Source organism: Pseudomonas sp. B707, from assembly GCF_022496685.1.
Lineage (GTDB): Bacteria > Pseudomonadota > Gammaproteobacteria > Pseudomonadales > Pseudomonadaceae > Aquipseudomonas > Aquipseudomonas paraglycinae.
Genome location: NZ_WTVE01000031.1, coordinates 168,555 through 184,780, shown reverse-complemented (window position 1 = coordinate 184,780; position 16,226 = coordinate 168,555). Strand labels below are relative to the sequence as shown.

The 16,226-nt window shown below is 61.3% G+C and carries 18 protein-coding genes; 11 read left to right on the top strand and 7 right to left on the bottom strand.

The features are described 5' to 3' along the window. Positions 1 to 45 precede the first annotated feature (45 nt). A complete protein-coding gene (locus GQX66_RS19865; RefSeq protein WP_085747261.1) occupies positions 46 to 1,278 on the top strand; it encodes an SAM-dependent methyltransferase in 1,233 nt (410 codons plus the stop codon). Here the strand turns inward: GQX66_RS19865 and GQX66_RS19860 are convergent. Further along, complete coding sequence (locus GQX66_RS19860; protein ID WP_129972890.1) at positions 1,268 to 2,182, bottom strand: DMT family transporter; 915 nt, start codon at positions 2,180 to 2,182, stop codon at positions 1,268 to 1,270. The genes GQX66_RS19865 and GQX66_RS19860 overlap by 11 nt on opposite strands. Before the next feature lie 169 nt (positions 2,183 to 2,351). Here GQX66_RS19860 and GQX66_RS19855 point away from each other — a divergent pair, with 169 nt between their 5' ends. Continuing rightward, on the top strand, positions 2,352 to 2,933 hold the full coding sequence (locus GQX66_RS19855) for a DJ-1/PfpI family protein (RefSeq protein WP_007957909.1): 582 nt from the start codon (positions 2,352 to 2,354) through the stop codon (positions 2,931 to 2,933). 24 nt (positions 2,934 to 2,957) lie between these two features. Further along, entirely contained in the window at positions 2,958 to 3,302 is a 345-nt protein-coding gene (locus GQX66_RS19850) for a YegP family protein (protein WP_102685894.1), read from the top strand. A gap of 61 nt (positions 3,303 to 3,363) precedes the next feature. Here GQX66_RS19850 and GQX66_RS19845 read toward each other — a convergent pair whose 3' ends face one another. Further along, positions 3,364 to 4,245, bottom strand: a complete 882-nt coding sequence (locus GQX66_RS19845; RefSeq protein ID WP_240870820.1) for a dihydrodipicolinate synthase family protein — start codon at positions 4,243 to 4,245, stop codon at positions 3,364 to 3,366. A 26-nt stretch (positions 4,246 to 4,271) separates the two neighbouring features. Further along, entirely contained in the window at positions 4,272 to 5,054 is a 783-nt protein-coding gene (locus GQX66_RS19840; protein ID WP_007957912.1) for an aldolase, read from the bottom strand. 108 nt (positions 5,055 to 5,162) lie between these two features. On the opposite strand from GQX66_RS19840, the gene GQX66_RS19835 reads away from it, so the two are divergent. After that, positions 5,163 to 5,705, top strand: a complete 543-nt coding sequence (locus tag GQX66_RS19835) for an XRE family transcriptional regulator (protein ID WP_085747256.1) — start codon at positions 5,163 to 5,165, stop codon at positions 5,703 to 5,705. On the opposite strand, the gene GQX66_RS19830 is transcribed toward GQX66_RS19835, so the two are convergent. After that, on the bottom strand, positions 5,706 to 6,725 hold the full coding sequence (locus GQX66_RS19830; RefSeq protein WP_240870804.1) for a DUF4917 family protein: 1,020 nt from the start codon (positions 6,723 to 6,725) through the stop codon (positions 5,706 to 5,708). A 155-nt stretch (positions 6,726 to 6,880) separates the two neighbouring features. On the opposite strand from GQX66_RS19830, the gene yiaY reads away from it, so the two are divergent. Next, entirely contained in the window at positions 6,881 to 8,029 is a 1,149-nt protein-coding gene (gene yiaY, locus GQX66_RS19825; RefSeq protein ID WP_102685897.1) for an L-threonine dehydrogenase, read from the top strand. Here yiaY and GQX66_RS19820 read toward each other — a convergent pair. From GQX66_RS19820 to GQX66_RS19810, 3 genes are all read right to left on the bottom strand, one after another. Further along, on the bottom strand, positions 8,026 to 9,192 hold the full coding sequence (locus GQX66_RS19820; protein WP_240870801.1) for an MFS transporter: 1,167 nt from the start codon (positions 9,190 to 9,192) through the stop codon (positions 8,026 to 8,028). The two genes, yiaY and GQX66_RS19820, sit on opposite strands and share 4 nt — an antisense overlap. Before the next feature lie 17 nt (positions 9,193 to 9,209). Then, positions 9,210 to 10,445 (bottom strand): aminotransferase class I/II-fold pyridoxal phosphate-dependent enzyme, encoded by a 1,236-nt coding sequence (locus tag GQX66_RS19815; protein WP_240870798.1) that lies wholly within the window; start codon positions 10,443 to 10,445, stop codon positions 9,210 to 9,212. Positions 10,446 to 10,654: 209 nt separating this feature from the next. Next, positions 10,655 to 11,143, bottom strand: a complete 489-nt coding sequence (locus GQX66_RS19810; protein WP_240870670.1) for a DMT family transporter — start codon at positions 11,141 to 11,143, stop codon at positions 10,655 to 10,657. A gap of 78 nt (positions 11,144 to 11,221) precedes the next feature. On the opposite strand from GQX66_RS19810, the gene GQX66_RS19805 reads away from it, so the two are divergent. The 6 genes from GQX66_RS19805 to GQX66_RS19780 all read left to right on the top strand — a co-directional run bounded on the left by GQX66_RS19805 (position 11,222) and on the right by GQX66_RS19780 (position 16,192). Beyond that, entirely contained in the window at positions 11,222 to 12,133 is a 912-nt protein-coding gene (locus GQX66_RS19805; protein WP_176240489.1) for a LysR family transcriptional regulator, read from the top strand. A gap of 21 nt (positions 12,134 to 12,154) precedes the next feature. Next, positions 12,155 to 12,889, top strand: coding sequence for a hypothetical protein (locus GQX66_RS19800; protein WP_085747249.1), 735 nt, complete (start codon positions 12,155 to 12,157; stop codon positions 12,887 to 12,889). 35 nt (positions 12,890 to 12,924) lie between these two features. Beyond that, on the top strand, positions 12,925 to 13,647 hold the full coding sequence (locus GQX66_RS19795; protein WP_085747248.1) for a hypothetical protein: 723 nt from the start codon (positions 12,925 to 12,927) through the stop codon (positions 13,645 to 13,647). Between the two features lie 3 nt (positions 13,648 to 13,650). Next, positions 13,651 to 14,067: a fosfomycin resistance glutathione transferase gene (fos, locus tag GQX66_RS19790; protein ID WP_129972882.1), complete on the top strand. Its 417-nt coding sequence runs from the start codon at positions 13,651 to 13,653 to the stop codon at positions 14,065 to 14,067. 60 nt (positions 14,068 to 14,127) lie between these two features. After that, positions 14,128 to 14,766, top strand: a complete 639-nt coding sequence (locus GQX66_RS19785; protein ID WP_240870666.1) for a LysE family translocator — start codon at positions 14,128 to 14,130, stop codon at positions 14,764 to 14,766. A gap of 76 nt (positions 14,767 to 14,842) precedes the next feature. Continuing rightward, a complete protein-coding gene (locus GQX66_RS19780; RefSeq protein ID WP_129972880.1) occupies positions 14,843 to 16,192 on the top strand; it encodes a diguanylate cyclase in 1,350 nt (449 codons plus the stop codon). Positions 16,193 to 16,226 lie beyond the last annotated feature (34 nt).

The following is a 16,226-nucleotide window of genomic DNA, read 5'->3' as shown; positions in this document are numbered from 1 at the left end:
ACTAGCGTCCATTCCCGATTTGCCCGTCCGAGGCCGCTTTTTCCCATGTCCGTTACCGCTCCTTCCGCATCTGCCAAACCGGCGCCCGATCACCACGCCCGGTTCATCGAGCTGCTGCAAACCAGCCTCGAACAGAACGGCTTCATCAAACTGGTGCTGGCCAAGTACGTCGGCGAAGAAGCGGATCTGCAGCGGATCATCATCAAGCCTGTGACGGTCAAGGCGCAGCCGTGCCTGTCGTTCGTTTATCGCTACAAGACCCGCGACATCACCAAGAACCTGCCGCTGGACGAAGCGGTGACGATGATTGCCGGATTGCTGCCGGCGGCGTTCAAAAATGCGCATTTGCTGGCGCTGACGGACGAAGCCCAGCTCGAATACAGCAAAAAAGGCAAGAGCTCGCTGTTCATGAGCAAACCCCAGCAATTGCGCGAAGTGCCGTCCGCCGAGCACAACCGCGAGAAAAACCGCTTCCTCGATCTGAACCGGCCGTTCCTCAAGGATCTGGGCGTGACCAACGCCCAGCACGAGCTGATCCCGGCGATGTCGCGCAAGTGGAAGCAAATCAACAAGTTCATCGAAGTGTTCAGCCACGCATTGACCTCGTCACCGCTGGCGCTGGATAAACCGGTGCGGGTGGCGGATTTCGGTTCGGGCAAGGGTTACCTGACGTTCGCCATTCATGACTATCTGCGCAACACCCTGAAGGCCGAAGGCGAAGTCACCGGCGTCGAACTGCGCGAAGAAATGGTCAACCTGTGCAACACCGCCGCCGCGAAGCTGGAACACCCGGGGCTGGTGTTCAAATGCGGTGATGTGCGCAGCGTGGCGCCGAGCGAACTGGACGTGATGATCGCCCTGCATGCCTGCGACATCGCCACCGACTACGCGATCCACACCGGCATCCGCTCCGGCGCCTCGATCATCATGTGCTCGCCGTGCTGTCACAAACAGATCCGCTTGCAGATCCAGAGCCCGGCGCTGCTCAAGCCGATGTTGCAATACGGTCTGCACCTGGGCCAGCAAGCGGAAATGGTCACCGACAGCTTGCGTGCGCTGTTCCTCGAAGCCTGCGGTTACGAGACCAAGGTGTTCGAGTTCATCTCGCTGGACCACACCAACAAGAACAAGATGATCCTCGCCGTGAAGCGCGCCGAGCCGGTGGACCCGACTCAGCTGCTGGTGAAGATTCAGGAGTTGAAGGCGTTCTACCAGATCAGCGAGCACTGCCTCGAAACCCTGCTGCTCGCTGACGGCCTGCTGAAGCTCAAGGCTTGAGCTGAACCCCCGCCGGTAACGTGCCCGGTTGAGCCGGGCGCACCGCGGTCTTGCGCCCGAGCATCACCGTCGCGATCACCCCGCAGGCGAACAGCCAGGTGATCGGCTCCACGTGTTCCCCAAAGAACAGCGCGGAAAACGCGATGGTGAAGAAGATTTGCAGCAACTGGATCTGACTGACCCGGGCAATGCCACCCATAGCCAGCCCGGCGTACCAGGCGAAGAAGCCCAGGAACTGCGAAAACAGCGCGACGTAACCGAAGGCCCACCAGGTTTTCGTCGACACCGCGCCCTGATGCTGGAGCGCCAGATACAGCACCGGGCCGATCAACAACGGCGTCGACAACACCAGCGCCCAGCAGATCACCTGCCAGCCGCCCATCTCCCGGGCCAGACGCCCGCCCTCGGCATAACCCAGACCGCCTACCGCGATCGCACCCAACATCAACAAATCCCCGGCCTGAATGCTGCCGGCGCCGGTGTACAACGCATAACCCAGCACCAGCGCACTGCCCAGCGCCGCACAGGCCCAGAAGGCTTTCGACGGACGTTCATGGGACAGCCACGCGGCATACAGCGCCACGCACAGCGGCTGCAAACCGTTGACCAGCGCGCCATGGGACGCCGGCAAGGTCTGCATGGCCCACGCCGACAGCACCGGGAAACCGAGAATCACCCCGGCGATCACCAGACTCAGGCCTTTGACCTGCTTCCAGGTCGGCCACTTTTCCCGTCGCCACAATAACAGCGCCGCCGCCGGAATCGCCGCGAACAACGCGCGACCGAGGCCGTTGAGCAGCGGGTGCAGTTCCTGCACCACGATGCGGGTGAAGGGCAGGGTAAGGCTGAAAATCACCACACCGAGCAGGCCGAGGGCCATGCCGGTGTTTTCGCGCGAAGACATGAGGGCAACCAGATTCGAGGGTGGCAGGGAGGTGTCTTCATCTAGCCACAAACCACGGCAATCGGGCTGTTACAGCTGAGCGCAGAGTTATCCATACAGTTTGCGAACGCCATCGCGCTCCTTGGACTACTGTGAATATTCCTGCGCATTCACCAGAGGAGTCCTGTCCATGGCCGCGAAAAAGATTCTGATGCTGGTCGGCGATTACGTCGAAGACTACGAAGTGATGGTGCCGTTCCAGGCTCTGCAAATGGTCGGGCACACCGTGCATGCCGTGTGCCCGGATAAAGCTGCCGGCAAGACCGTGCGCACCGCGATCCACGATTTCGAAGGCGACCAGACCTACAGCGAAAAGCCCGGTCACCAGTTCGCCCTGAACTTCGATTTCGCCAAGGTCGATGCCAAGGATTACGACGCACTGCTGGTGCCCGGTGGACGCGCTCCGGAATACCTGCGGCTGAACGAAAAAGTCCTCGAACTGGTGCGAGCTTTCGACAAGGCCGGCAAGCCAATTGCCGCTGTCTGTCACGGCGCGCAACTGCTGGCGGCAGCGGGGATTCTCGAAGGTCGCGAGTGCAGCGCCTATCCGGCCTGCGCCCCGGAAGTCCGGCTGGCCGGCGGCACCTACATCGACATCCCGGTCACGGACGGCCATGTCCAGGGCAACCTGGCCACCGCGCCCGCCTGGCCGGCGCACCCGAAATGGCTGGCCGGTTTCCTTGGTTTGCTTGGGACTAAAATCACCCTGTGACACCTCGAAAAGGAGAAAAACAGCATGTCCGGATGGTACGAAATCAGTAAAAGCAGCAACGGCCAGTACAGGTTCGTGCTGAAAGCGGCTAATGCAGAAACCATTCTGACCAGCGAGCTGTACACCACCCGCACGGCCGCCGAAAACGGCATTGCCTCGGTGCAGACCAACAGCCCGCTGGATGACCGCTACGAGAAAAAATCGACGAAGGACGGCCATCCTTACTTCAACCTCAAGGCGGCCAATCACCAGATCATCGGCAGCAGCGAATCCTATTCATCGGACGCGGCGTGTGCCAAAGGCATCGCCAGCGTCAAGACCAACGGGCCGTCCAAAGTGATCAAGGACAAAACACTGCCGGTGCTTTGAATCCAACACAAAACCCTGTGGGAGCAAGCTCGCTCCCACAGGGTTGGTATGTACCTTGAAATCAGCTCAGGCTTTTGAGAATGGCCTGCAACTGATTACGCCCGGCTTCGCTCAGCGGGAACACCGGCAAGCGCGGATCGCCGACTTCCAGGTCGGTGAGTCGCAGACCGGCCTTGATCGTCGCCGGCAAACCGCCCTTGAGGATGAAGTCCAGCAGCGGCAACTGGCGGTAGAACAGCTCCCGCGCCTTGCCCAGATCCCCCGCCAGTGTGGCTTCGTACAAATCCAGATTGAGCTGCGGAATCAGGTTCGGCGCCGCTGTGCACCAGCCCTTGGCCCCGGCGGCGAACGCCTCCAGCGCCAGCGGGTTGCAGCCGTTGTAGAACGGCACCCGGCCTTCGCCGAGCAGTTGCAGCTTGTGCATGCGCTGGATGTCGCCGGTGCTCTCCTTGACCATGGTCACGTTTTCCACGCCGTTGACGATACGCAGGATCAGCTCCACCGACATGTCGGTGCCGCTGGTGGCCGGGTTGTTGTAGAGCATGATCGGCACGCCGATGCTGTCGCCGATGGCGCGGTAGTGGGCGAGGATTTCCGCCTCGGTGAGTTTCCAGTAGGACGTCGGCAGCACCATCACCACGTTGGCGCCGTGGGCTTCGGCGAAGCGTGCGCGGCGCACCGCTTTGGCGGTGGTCAGGTCGGACACGCTGACCACGGTCGGCACGCGTTTGGCGACGTGCTTGATGCTGAATTCGGCGACCTGGTCCCACTCCGCATCGCTCAGGTAGGCGCCTTCGCCGGTGCTGCCCAGTGGCGCAATGGCGTGGACGCCGCCGGCGATCAGACGGTCGATGGAGCGGCCGAGGGCCGGCAGGTCAACGCCTTCGCCGTTGGCGCCGAACGGGGTGATGGTGTAGCCGATGATGCCGTGAATATTGGACATAAGAGTGCTCCGCAAGGATGAGGTGTTCAGTTCAGGCAATCGGCGTGCTGACGCAGGTTCTGCCGGGCGTAGTAGTTGAAGGCTGCGGCGTGGCGCTTGGGTTTCGACACCCAGTCATGCGCCTCGCGACCCAGCTCGGGGATGATCGGCTTGATCGTCCCGGCGGCCATTGCCAGCAATTGCAGTTTGGCGGCGCGTTCGATCAGTTGCGCGATGACACAGGCTTCCTCGATGGTCGTGCCGGTCGACAGCTGCCCGTGGTGGGAAAGCAGGATCGCCCGTTTGTCGCCCAAGGCCCCGGCAATCAACTCGCCTTCTTCGTTGCCCACCGGCACACCCGGCCAGCCTTCAAGGAACGCGCAATCGTCGTACAGCGGGCACAGGTCCATGTGGGAAATCTGCAGCGGCACTTCCAGCATCGACAGCGCGGCAATGTGCGTCGGGTGAGTGTGGATGATGCAGTTCACGTCCGGCCGGGCGCGGTACACCCAGCTGTGGAAACGGTTGGCCGGGTTGGCCATGCCGTGGCCTTCGAGCACTTCCAGGTCTTCGTTGACCAGCAGCAGATTGCTCGCGGTGATTTCGTCGAAACCCAGGCCCAGTTGCTGAGTGTAGTAAGTGCCCGGCTGCGGGCCACGGGCGGTGATCTGCCCGGCGAGGCCCGAATCGTGGCCGTTCTCGAACAGGATCCGGCAGGTCAGGGCCAGCTTTTGCCGGTCTGTCCACGTATTATCCGCCAGGCTTTTTTGCATCTGGGTCAGCGCTTGCTTGACCAGTTCGTCTTTGGGTAGTGCTAATGTCTTCGCCATATCCGTGTCCTGTGGTGGTTGTCATGGATGACACTTAAGAGGCTATATGACACTTTGTGTCATTGGCAAGGACAAATCGTCTTTCCTTTGCTGGATTAATCGCTTCGCATGTCTATCCGTTTGAAATTATTGAGAAAAAAACTTGGCGTAACCCTTGAGGCGCTGGCCGAGAAATCCGGCATGACCAAGAGTTACCTGTCGAAGGTCGAGCGCGGGTTGAACACGCCGTCGATTGCCGCCGCGCTGAAACTGGCCAAGGCGCTGAACGTGAAAGTCGAAGAACTGTTCTCCGAAGACAACGTCAGCCTCGACAGCTACAGCCTGGTGCGCAGCCACGAACGCCAGTCGCTGGCGGCCAACGACCACAGCCCAGGCTACGCGGTGCTGGCTCATCAGGTCAGCGAGCGCAGCCTGCTGCCGTTCATCATTTACCCGCCGAGCGAATTCACCGACAAAACCTTTAAGGAGCATTTGGGCGAGGAGTTTCTGTTCGTCCACGAAGGTCGAGTCGAAGTGGACTTCGTGAACGAACGGGTGCTGCTGGAGCGGGGCGATGCGCTGCACTTCAATGCGCAGAAACCCCATCGCATCCGCTCAGTGGGCGAGGTGCAGGCACAGTTGCTGGTGGTGGTGCACAGCAGCGAGGAGTGATCAGACCTCGACCGGCACCGACAGCTTCGGATTCCCCAGCGCATGGCTCTTGGAATCAAAGAACCGCAACTCGACGCCCGTGCCCTCGAACAGCTTCGCGTAGTGCCGCTTCTGGTGCTGGATGAACGCCGCGCTGCGCGGGTAGATCGAGATCGCCACGGTCTTCGGTTTCGCCAGACGCAGGGCGCGCACGAGGTGGCTGTCCTGTTCGCCCAGGGCGTGGCCGAAGATGCACAGGTTGTCACCGTGACCGAGTAACTGGTCGTAGCAGAACGACAGGTAATCGGAACTGCGGATGGTCTTGAGCTTGTCGGCGCTCGGCCCTTCGTTGACGAACAGCGGCACGTCGTCGAGCGTCTTGATCGTGTTGTTGATCGCGAAACTGCCGAGCAGCGTGCCCTCGGTGGCGGTCAGTTTGCGCGCGGTGCCGTCCTGATTGCGCACCAGGTGCAGACCGCCGTGCAGGTACAGCAGACGCGGTTTTTCAGTGTGGCTTTCGCACAGATCGAAACTGGCGTCGGGGCCGGTGAACAGGTCGTCGATCACCTCGCCCTGATGTTGCAGTGCCCAGTAATTGAGCAAATCGTAATTGGTGGTGAACACCGTGCGATAACGCGCCAGTTCGCTGTTCAGGGTCGCCAAAGTCGAGGCTTCGATCAGCCGCCACGGGATGTGCACCGCGTGCACGGTGTTGATCAGCGCTTCCTTGATCGCGTAGTAGCGGTTGCGCGGCGCGGCCGAGCTGACGGCCAAAGCCTTGTTGACCCGGCTGGTGGTTTTCAGCGCGCCGAGCACCTGCTCGAAGCTGCGCGTCTGCATCGCGTCGAACACGCTCAGTTCCGACGGGCTCAGGGGCTTTTCTTCCACCGTGCGGGCGTTTTCGAACAGCGAGTCGTAGCCGAAATCGTCCCACACCGCGCGACTGGCGCCGTTGCCCAGCAGCAGACCGCTGAAGTCGGTAGTGGCGCGCAACGCGTTCCAGTCTTCGAGGGTGGCGTCGACATCCAGAAAATCGCTCATTGCAGGGCACGTCTCAAAACAAAGGGGCAGATGGACGGCGACTTTATCACGAGCGGGCATTGAGCCAGATCAACATCCGCCGTGACCGATCGGTCGATCCTTTGCGCACCCGCCGAATTGCAAGCGTCGATTCGGCCCCAGCCAGGAGACGCGCCATGAGCAGCACCTTTTTCATTCCCGCGGTAAACATCATGGGCAGCGGCTGCCTCGACGAAGCGATGAATGCGATCCGCAACTACGGTTTTCGCAAGGCGCTGATCGTCACCGACGCCGGTCTGGCCAGGGCTGGCGTGGCGACCATGATTGCCGAGAAACTGGCGATGCAGGACATCGATTCAGTGATCTTCGACGGCGCCAAACCGAACCCGAGCATCGCCAACGTCGAGGCCGGGCTGGCGCTGCTCAAGGACAGCCACTGTGATTTCGTGGTGTCCCTCGGCGGCGGCTCGCCACACGACTGCGCCAAGGGCATCGCGTTGTGCGCCACCAACGGCGGGCAGATCCGTGACTACGAAGGCGTCGATCAATCGACCAAGCCGCAACTGCCGCTGATCGCCATCAACACCACCGCTGGCACGGCCAGCGAGATGACCCGGTTCTGCATCATCACCGACGAAACCCGCCACGTGAAAATGGCCATCGTCGACCGCAACGTCACGCCGCTGCTGTCGGTCAACGACCCGGCGCTGATGGTCGCCATGCCGAAAGGCCTGACCGCCGCCACCGGCATGGACGCACTGACCCATGCAATCGAAGCCTACGTTTCCACCGCCGCCAACCCGATCACCGACGCCTGCGCGCTGAAGGCCATGACCCTGATCAGCAACAACCTGCGTCTGGCCGTGCGCGACGGCAGCGACCTGGCCGCGCGGGAAAACATGGCGTACGCGCAGTTCCTCGCGGGCATGGCGTTCAACAATGCGTCCCTTGGCTACGTGCACGCGATGGCGCACCAGTTGGGCGGTTTCTACGATCTGCCTCACGGGGTGTGCAACGCGGTGTTGTTGCCGCATGTGCAGACGTTCAACGCGCTGGTCTGCGCCGACCGCCTCACTGACGTGGCCCACGCCATGGGCGCCGATATTCGCGGGTTCAGTCCGGAGGAGGGCGCAAAAGCCGCGATTGATGCGATCCGTTGTTTGGCTAGAGACGTGGAGATTCCCGGCGGCCTGCGTGATCTGGGCGCCAAGTGCACCGACATCCCGGTACTCGCCGCCAACGCCCTGAAAGACGCCTGCGGCTTTACCAATCCGCGCGCCGCGGATCAGCGGCAGATCGAGGAGATTTTCCGCAGCGCGTTTTAAGCGGGCTGGCGATCGGGCGTGAACCTCGTGCAGAGCACCGCGCCCAATGCAAGAACGCAGCACAGCATCGACAGCGGCCATGCCTGCGGACTGGCGAGCAGGCTGGCCACCGCACCGATCAGTGCGGCCATCAATTGGTGGATGAAACCGCTCAGGGCCATCGCGTAAGCGCCGGCGATCGGCGCGCCATCGTTGGCCCGTGACAGGCTGATCGGATAGTTCAGCGACTGACCGAACACGGCGACGCAGTAAGGCAGCCAAAGCAGCCAGGCCATCGAGCTGGCCAACAGGCTGCCAGCCAGCATCACGCCAGTGCCGGCCATCACCAGCCCGACCCCCAGTGTCATCAACCGGTGCTGACCGGTACGCAGCACAAAGCGATTGACCGCCAGCGCCCCCAGAAAATATGCGGCGCTGATCGGCCAGCCCAGCAACCCATATTCAGTCGTCGACCAGTTGAACGGGCCTTGCAGAATCAACGGCGCAGCGCTGTTGAACGCGATGATCACCCCATAACCCAGACCGCCCGCGAGCGCCGGCAGAAGAAACGCCCGATGGATCAGGATCGTTCGGTAGACCGCCCAAGGCGAAGCGGTTGTGGACGCTTCGACGAGTTTCGGAAAATTCAGGCGCGAGACAATCGCGGCCATCAACAGGCTGACCGCACCCAGCAGATAAAAGATCGCCTGCCAGCCCAGCGTCACCTGAATGAGCGAACCGGCGTATTGCCCGATCCCCAGCGCGACAACGAACGAAATCGAAATCCACGACAACGCCTTCGCCAGCAGATCGCCCCGAAAGCTGTCACGAATCAGTACCCGCGCCATCACCGAAATGCCGCTGGCGCCAATCCCCTGAACCAGTCGCAGCAGCAGGAACGATTCCAGCGTCGCACCCAGTGGCAGCGCCAGATTCGCCAGACCATAAATCCCCAGCGCCGCCAGCAGCACCGGTTTGCGGCCGATGCGCTGGGCCAGACTGCCCCAGAGCAGCATCGGCAGCGCCATGCCGATCAGGTACAGCGACAAGCCCCAGGCCACCTGCCGAGCATCGACCTGCAAATGTCCGGCGATCTGCGGCAGCGCCGGCAGGTAAATGCTCATGCCCAACTGGGCGAGGAACACGGTGGAGCAGGTGATAAGCAGAATGAGGCCGGGGTTCATAAGTCGTCCGTGAAGGTTCAGCGGTGGCGATCGCTACCGTGAGTCATTAACAGGTCGGTGATCAAATCACAGAAGTGGTGGATCAGTGTCGATTCCATGTCGGCGCGCAGCGTAACGCGGATCGCGGCTTTGCCCTGGGCTACCACCGGGAAAAACACGGCGCTGGTGAAAAAACCGTGTTCGGCCAGTTCAAAGGCGATTCGATTGGCCAGGGCGGCGTCGCCACAGTTGATCAAGCGGATGGCCATGGAGCTGCCGTGCTGTTCGGTGCTCAAGAGGCTGTCGAACCGGCGAATATTGGCCTGGAGCCGAACCTGCAAGGCCCTCAGTTCTGCACTGCGATGCAGCTCGATCGACGCGAGGCCCGCACCAATGGCCGCGCAATTGAGGCTTTGCGACCAGTTGCTCGGCCCGCCGTAACGCTGGATCAATGTCTTCTGCCGCTGATTGCCGAGCATCACCAGACCGCCGCTCGCCCCGAACGATTTGGCCAGCGAAGCGACGATCAGGCAGTCCTCTTCCAGTGCCGGCATTCTTGGCCGTACAAGGCCGGCACCGTTGCTGCCCACCGCCGACAATGCGTGGGAGTCGTCCAGATAAAGAAACAGGCCGTAACGTTCTTTCAGATACAGCAGGCCGTCCAGGTTGGCGACGCCGCCCATGCTGTAGGCACCGTCGGCGATATAGGCGACGGTTGTGTGGCGCTGGCACACCGATTCGAGAAAATCCATGTCGTTGTGAGGGCCGGTCAGTACCTGGGTTTCGTCGGCGCAACTGGCTTTCAGGTGATTCATCGAATAGTGGGCCAAGCGGTCGAACACCATCACCGGCGGACGGTTGTGCGTGAACACGCCACTGGCCAGCAGCGGCAGGATCCCGGCGCTCGCGGCGCTGCAGGACAGACTGCTCAGACACACCGCGCCAAACAATTGCGACAGCTCGTTTTCGTACTGATCGAGCAGTGCCAGCTTGCAGCGGTTTTTCGAATTGGCAACGCGCAGTGTCCCGGTTTCACGCAGCGCCGCGATGGCGCCTTCAAGCAGGGCAGGGTGGTGGTCGAGACCCAGATAGGAGGTGGTGCAGAAATGATGAAGTTGGCGCCCGTGCTGATCAAGCAAGTGATTGCAGCCTTTGACCTCGACGTTGAGTGCGGCGATTTTTCCGGCTTCGGCGGCCTCCCAATCGTGGTCTGCCAAAGCGATGACTTTGCGGTAATTGGAGAAAGTGTTGGCGGATTCCGTCAGGTGATTCATAGGCAGCTCTCCTTGAGCAGGGCAATCCATGGGGTGTTGCAAATTGTGTGTGTTGCCAGACTTTACAGAGAGCTATGCAAGGTCAGAATCGGCTGCGTCCGATAGCATTGACGGCTGTTGGAGGTTTACTTGTAGGGCGAAGCCTTGCCGGGCTGTGAAGCGATGAAATGCCCGACAAGTCCGGTGCTAGAGAGCCTACGCTTGAACCCTTATCCAACGGCTGTGGCGCTCTTTTCCAGCGTCGGGGAGAACTGGATCAACGCCACCCCCGCCATCAACAACACCGCGCCGAACAGGCGCGGCAATGTCAGGTGCTTCTCCACCAGCCCGAACAGGCCGAAGTGATCCAGCACGATTGACGTGATCATTTGCCCGGCCAAAGCCAGCGCCAGAAATCCCGAAGCCCCCAGCTTCGGCAGCAACACCACCGCCAATGCGACGAAGCACACCCCGAACGCGCCGCCGGTCCACATCCACAGCGGCAGCTTGCAGGCGAAGGCCAGCGACGGCAACGGCAGGCGCAGGGCGACAATCACCGGCAACAACACCAGCACGCTCACCACCAGCGAGGTGAACGTCGCCCACAGCGGATGCCCCAACCCCCGCGCCAGATTGATATTGATCGCACTTTGAAACGGCACCACCGCCCCGGCAAATACCGCCAATAGCAGCAAACCGACCCACTGCATCGTTCCCATGATCGTTCTCCGGCAAGGTTTTGCTGGACTCTAGGGTATTCGTCGCGCAGATTTAAATTCTGTTTTTGTATCCGGAACATGCACCTAATGAATGATCTGCGCCGTATCGATCTCAATCTGCTGGTGATCCTCGACGCCTTGCTCGGCGAGCAGCACGTGACCCGCGCTGCCGAGCGCCTGCACCTGAGCCAACCGGCAGTCAGCCATGCGTTGGCGCGTCTGCGCGACTTGCTGGGTGATCCGTTGTTGGTGCGTGCCGGTTCAGGGCTGGTGCCCACCGCGCGGGCGCTGGAGCTGGCGGCACCGCTGGCCGAAACCCTGGCTCAGGTGCAATCGCTGCTGGCGCCGAACACCTTTGATCCTGCCAGCGCCCGTCGGACCTTTCGCCTCGCGATGTCGGACTACGGCGCGGCGCTCATCCTGCCCGGGCTGATTCGCACTCTGCGCGCGGAAGCGCCGGGCATCGACCTGCAAATCAGCCATGCCAGCCGCGAAGGCATGGTCGAAGGCCTGCTCAACGGCGACATCGACCTCGCCGCCGGCGTACTCCCCGAATTGCCCGGCGAACTGCGCAGCACGCCGCTGTTCGAAGAGCGCTACGTCTGCCTCCTGGATCGCCAGAGCCTTCCCGCCGGAGGTGTTCTCGACCTGCCAACCTATCTCTCCCGTCCCCATGTCTTACTGGAAATGCGCGGCAGCGGCACCCCGGAAATCGAACGCACCCTGACCGCCCTGCGCGAACGCCGTCGCGTCGCCATCAGCCTGCCGCACTGGAGCGTTGCGCCGCGGTTCATCAGCGGCACGGATCTGATCCTGACCGTGGCTTCGCGGGCGTTGAACGAGGTGGATGACGAATCGCTGATCGTCGTGCCGCCACCGTTTGAAATAGAGCCGTTCACGTTTGTATCGGCGTGGCACAAGCGGCGGGGCGGGGATCAGGCGTTGAACTGGTTGAATCGGCGAATTGAGCAGGGGATAGTGCGCGGCTGAAAAAACATCAAGGAGCGGGGCGTGACAGTGAAGTCTGGGGTCGTTGGGTGGGTGGCGCTGTGCGGGGCGTTGATGGCGGGGCAGGTGCTGGCTGATTGTGTGCCTGCGCCGGTGACGGGCGCGCGGGACTTTTCAGTGTGCAAGGCGTGGCCCGCTTATCTCGGCTTGACCCTGAATGCTGTCTCGAAGTTTGCACCCGATCCGGTGTATGGCAAGGACAATGACGTCGGCAGTTATGACCTTGGGTTGTCGGTAACGACAGATGAATCCAAAACGATTGCCACCTATCACTTGCCCTCTGCATTCATGTCCGATGCGATCGCATTGGAAAGCGTGGAGTTCGATACAGCACGTTACAAGCTCACTACCGAGCTTCGGGCTTTTGGTGTTCGTGTGAGATTCAAGGGCTCTTCCCGCGTCAATCCTATGGATCAAGTCCTGTTGTCGCTCTATGTGAAGGAGGGCGACAAGTTGCGTCCAGTGCTGGATCGACTGGTGATGTATGACTACGGTGGCGAGTGGGATGGTGGTTGTGCGGGGGAGCGTTATTACACTGATCGTACTATCGAAATCGGTAAAACCAGTTCGCACGGTTACGCCGACCTGATTGTTAAATCAGTCACTACCAGTCTTGTGGGCGAGGGGCCACCGGACACTTGCGAATTGAAGACCACGGCCGATAAACCCGTAATGACAACGCTTCGGTATGACGGAAAGTCTTACGTCCTGCCTAAAGGTTTCAAAGCCATCGAGTGATACAGAGCCAACGCGACTTATTTCAAGGAAGAACAATGCTCAGCCCAATCCGACTTTTCATCGCCCTAGGCTTTCTGGCAGTAACCGCTCCAGCCCAAGCCCAGGTTTCCTGCGTCACCAAGGATTACAACGACCAGTCAATGGCACGCTGCAAGGCATGGCCGGCGTTCAAGGATCAGGCGATTGCCCTCAAATCCACCTACGTGCCAGATGCTGGTAGTGACGATGCCGGTGTGTTTGATCTGGATCTGGCGATCATCGATACCAGCAACTGGAAGACGCTGGCGACGTATGCGAAACCCGGTGCCTACAATTCCGATGCCATTCGTTTCACTGATCTGCTGGTCGATACCGCTCGCTATCGCCTGGCCCCGGATGTTCGCGCGTTCGGGCTGCGGTCAAAGTTCTCGCACAATTCAAGCGCCATCCCCTACGAAAAAACCGACCTGACACTCTATGTGCGCGAGGGTAATAAACTGCGCCCGGTACTTGATGGCCTGGTGGTCTACAAGAATAACGGTGAGTGGCTGGAAAACTGTGTGGGTGAAGGTCTGCAAATTCGCCGAACCGTGGAAATAGGCCCGGTCAGCCACAACGGCTATTCCGACCTGATCGTCACCTCAAGCGGCACGGCGATGAAAACCGTCAAGGCCGGCAAGGAATGCGTTTCTCAGGATTCCCCGCTGAAGAAAACCCAAATCACCCTGACCTACGACGGCAAGCAATACACCCTCCCCGAAGACCTCAGAGGTTACTGACCGATGCTCACCGGCCTCAACCACCTGACCCTCGCCGTCACTGACCTGGACCGCAGCCTCGGGTTCTACCGCGACGTGCTGAAGCTGCGGGTCGAGGCCACGTGGGACGCCGGTGCCTACCTGTCGCTCCCGGGTCTGTGGTTGTGCCTGTCCCTCGACCCGAAGCGCCATCCCGACCTCGCCGCCGACTACACCCACTACGCCTTCAGCCTCGGCGCGGCGGATTTCCCGTTGTTCGTGCAACAGCTTCGCGCCGCCAACGTGCAGGAATGGCGCGACAACCGCAGCGAAGGCGCGTCGTTCTACTTTCTCGACCCGGACGGTCACAAGCTCGAAGCCCACGTCGGCGATCTGGCCTCGCGACTGGCCGCGTGTCGGCAAAAGCCCTACGCGGGGATGCGTTTTTTCAACGAGTCGTGAATATTCACAAACCGCTGGGATAGACTGGCGGCCACGTTTTCCGGGACTTGCAGGTTTTCCATGACTCCATCGTTGCTAATGGCCGTGCTGGCCTCCGGTTTCATCTACGGCATCACGCCGGGGCCTGGTGTGCTGGCGGTGTTCGGCATCGGCGCTGCACGTGGGCGGCGGGCCGGGGCGGGTTTTCTGTGCGGGCATCTGCTGGGCGATGTGATCTGGTGCAGCACCGCGCTGATCGCGATTGTCGGCGCCCGGGAAATCGGCAGCACCGCGTTCGACGTGCTCGGTGTACTCAGCGGCCTGTACCTGTTCTGGCTCGGCTGGCGTGCGGTGCGGGCCAAGCGCAGTAATGGCGAGCAGCCGCAGGGCACGGCGCGTCAGCCGTTCTGGCACGGCATCCTGTTCGGCCTGACCAACCCCAAGGCTTACCCGGTGGCGGTGGCGACATTCACTGCGCTGCTGTCGAGCCGCGCCGAACTGCTCAACTGGTCGATGCTGCCGATGCTGATCGCTTTGAGTTTCCTCGGCGGATTGCTCGCCTACGCTATCCTCATTGGCATCGTCGGGGCGCGCCAGGTGCGTACGTTGTACCAGCGTCATGAACTGGCGATCACCCGATTGTGCGGGATCATGTTCATCGGTTTTGCCATCAACGCGCTGGTGCATGCGCTGCCGGGGTTGATGCCGAACAAGGCTTGAAATCGATCGCAGGATGCGAGGTCGGGGTCAGGGACGGTGGATAAGTGCTGCATTGTCCGGACACCTTTTCTGAACCATGAAAAGCCGAAATTCCGCGCCGCTGGCGAGTTACATCGATCTTTTGCTGGACGCCGTCTGTGCCGTGGACAAGCAGGGCCGTTTCGTTTTTGTCAGCGCGGCCTGCGAGCGGATTCTCGGCTACACGCCTGACGAACTGATCGGCCAGTCGATGATTGACTACGTCTACCCGGCCGACCGTGAGCGCACCCTGGCCGCCGCGAGCGACATCATGGGCGGCGAGCCCAAGCACAATTTCGAAAACCGCTACGTGCGCAAGGACGGCAGCGTCGTGCACATTCTGTGGTCGGCGCGCTGGTCGGAGGTCGATCAACTGCGCATCGCCGTGGCCCGGGACATCACCGAACGCAAACTCGCCGAATCCCGTCAGGCGGCGTTGTACGCGATCTCCGAAGCGGCGCACGCGGCGGAGGATCTGCTGGCGCTGTTCAAGCGCATCCACCTGATCATCGGCGAGTGGCTGCCGGCGCTGAACTTCTCCGTGGCGCTGTACGACGAACATTGCGCGCAGCTGAATTTTCCCTATCACGTCGACGATGACGAGTTGCAACCGGAACAACCCGGCACCGTCACCGGGCGCCTGTGTGCGGAAGTGATCCGCAGCCGCCAGCCAATCCTCCTGACCCCGGATTGCCCTCATGCGCCGCCGGAGTTCGCCGCGCTGGTGGCCGGCCAGCAATCGCCGTGCTGGCTGGGCGTGCCGCTGAGTTCGAAAGACCGCACCATCGGCGCGCTGATTGTCAAAAGCCTGGCCGGTGGCGAGCGCTACACCGAACGCGACAAGGAACTGCTGCAATACGTCTGCGCCCAGGTCGCCACGGCCATCGAACGCCAGCAATTGCACGCCCGCCTGCGGCGCATGGCGCAGTATGACCAACTGACCCAGTTGCCCAACCGCGAACTGCTGCGTGATCGGCTAAAGGCTGCGCTGAACCATGCGCGGGAACGGGCCGGGCACATGGCGCTGCTATACGTCGATCTGGATCGTTTCAAACAGGTCAACGACACCTTTGGCCATGGGGTCGGCGACATGCTGTTGCAGGCGGTGGCCAACCGGCTCAAGGGCTGCGTGCGCGAGACCGACACGGTGGCGCGGATCGGCGGCGACGAGTTCGTGGTGCTGTTGCACAGCGTCCACGCCGCCGACGATGCCGACAGTGTCGCGGAAAAAATCCGACAGGTACTGGTGCAACCCATGCGCCTGGACGGGCACAACCTGCACATCGAACCGAGTATCGGCGTGGCCCGTTATCCCGAGCATGGTGATGAGGAACAGCAACTGTTTCGTCACGCCGATCAAGTGATGTACGCCGCCAAACGGCAGAATCATAAAAGGCTGGACAGCTGATCGGCGGGTCACCGTTCGTCGCGGCGACGGCAAC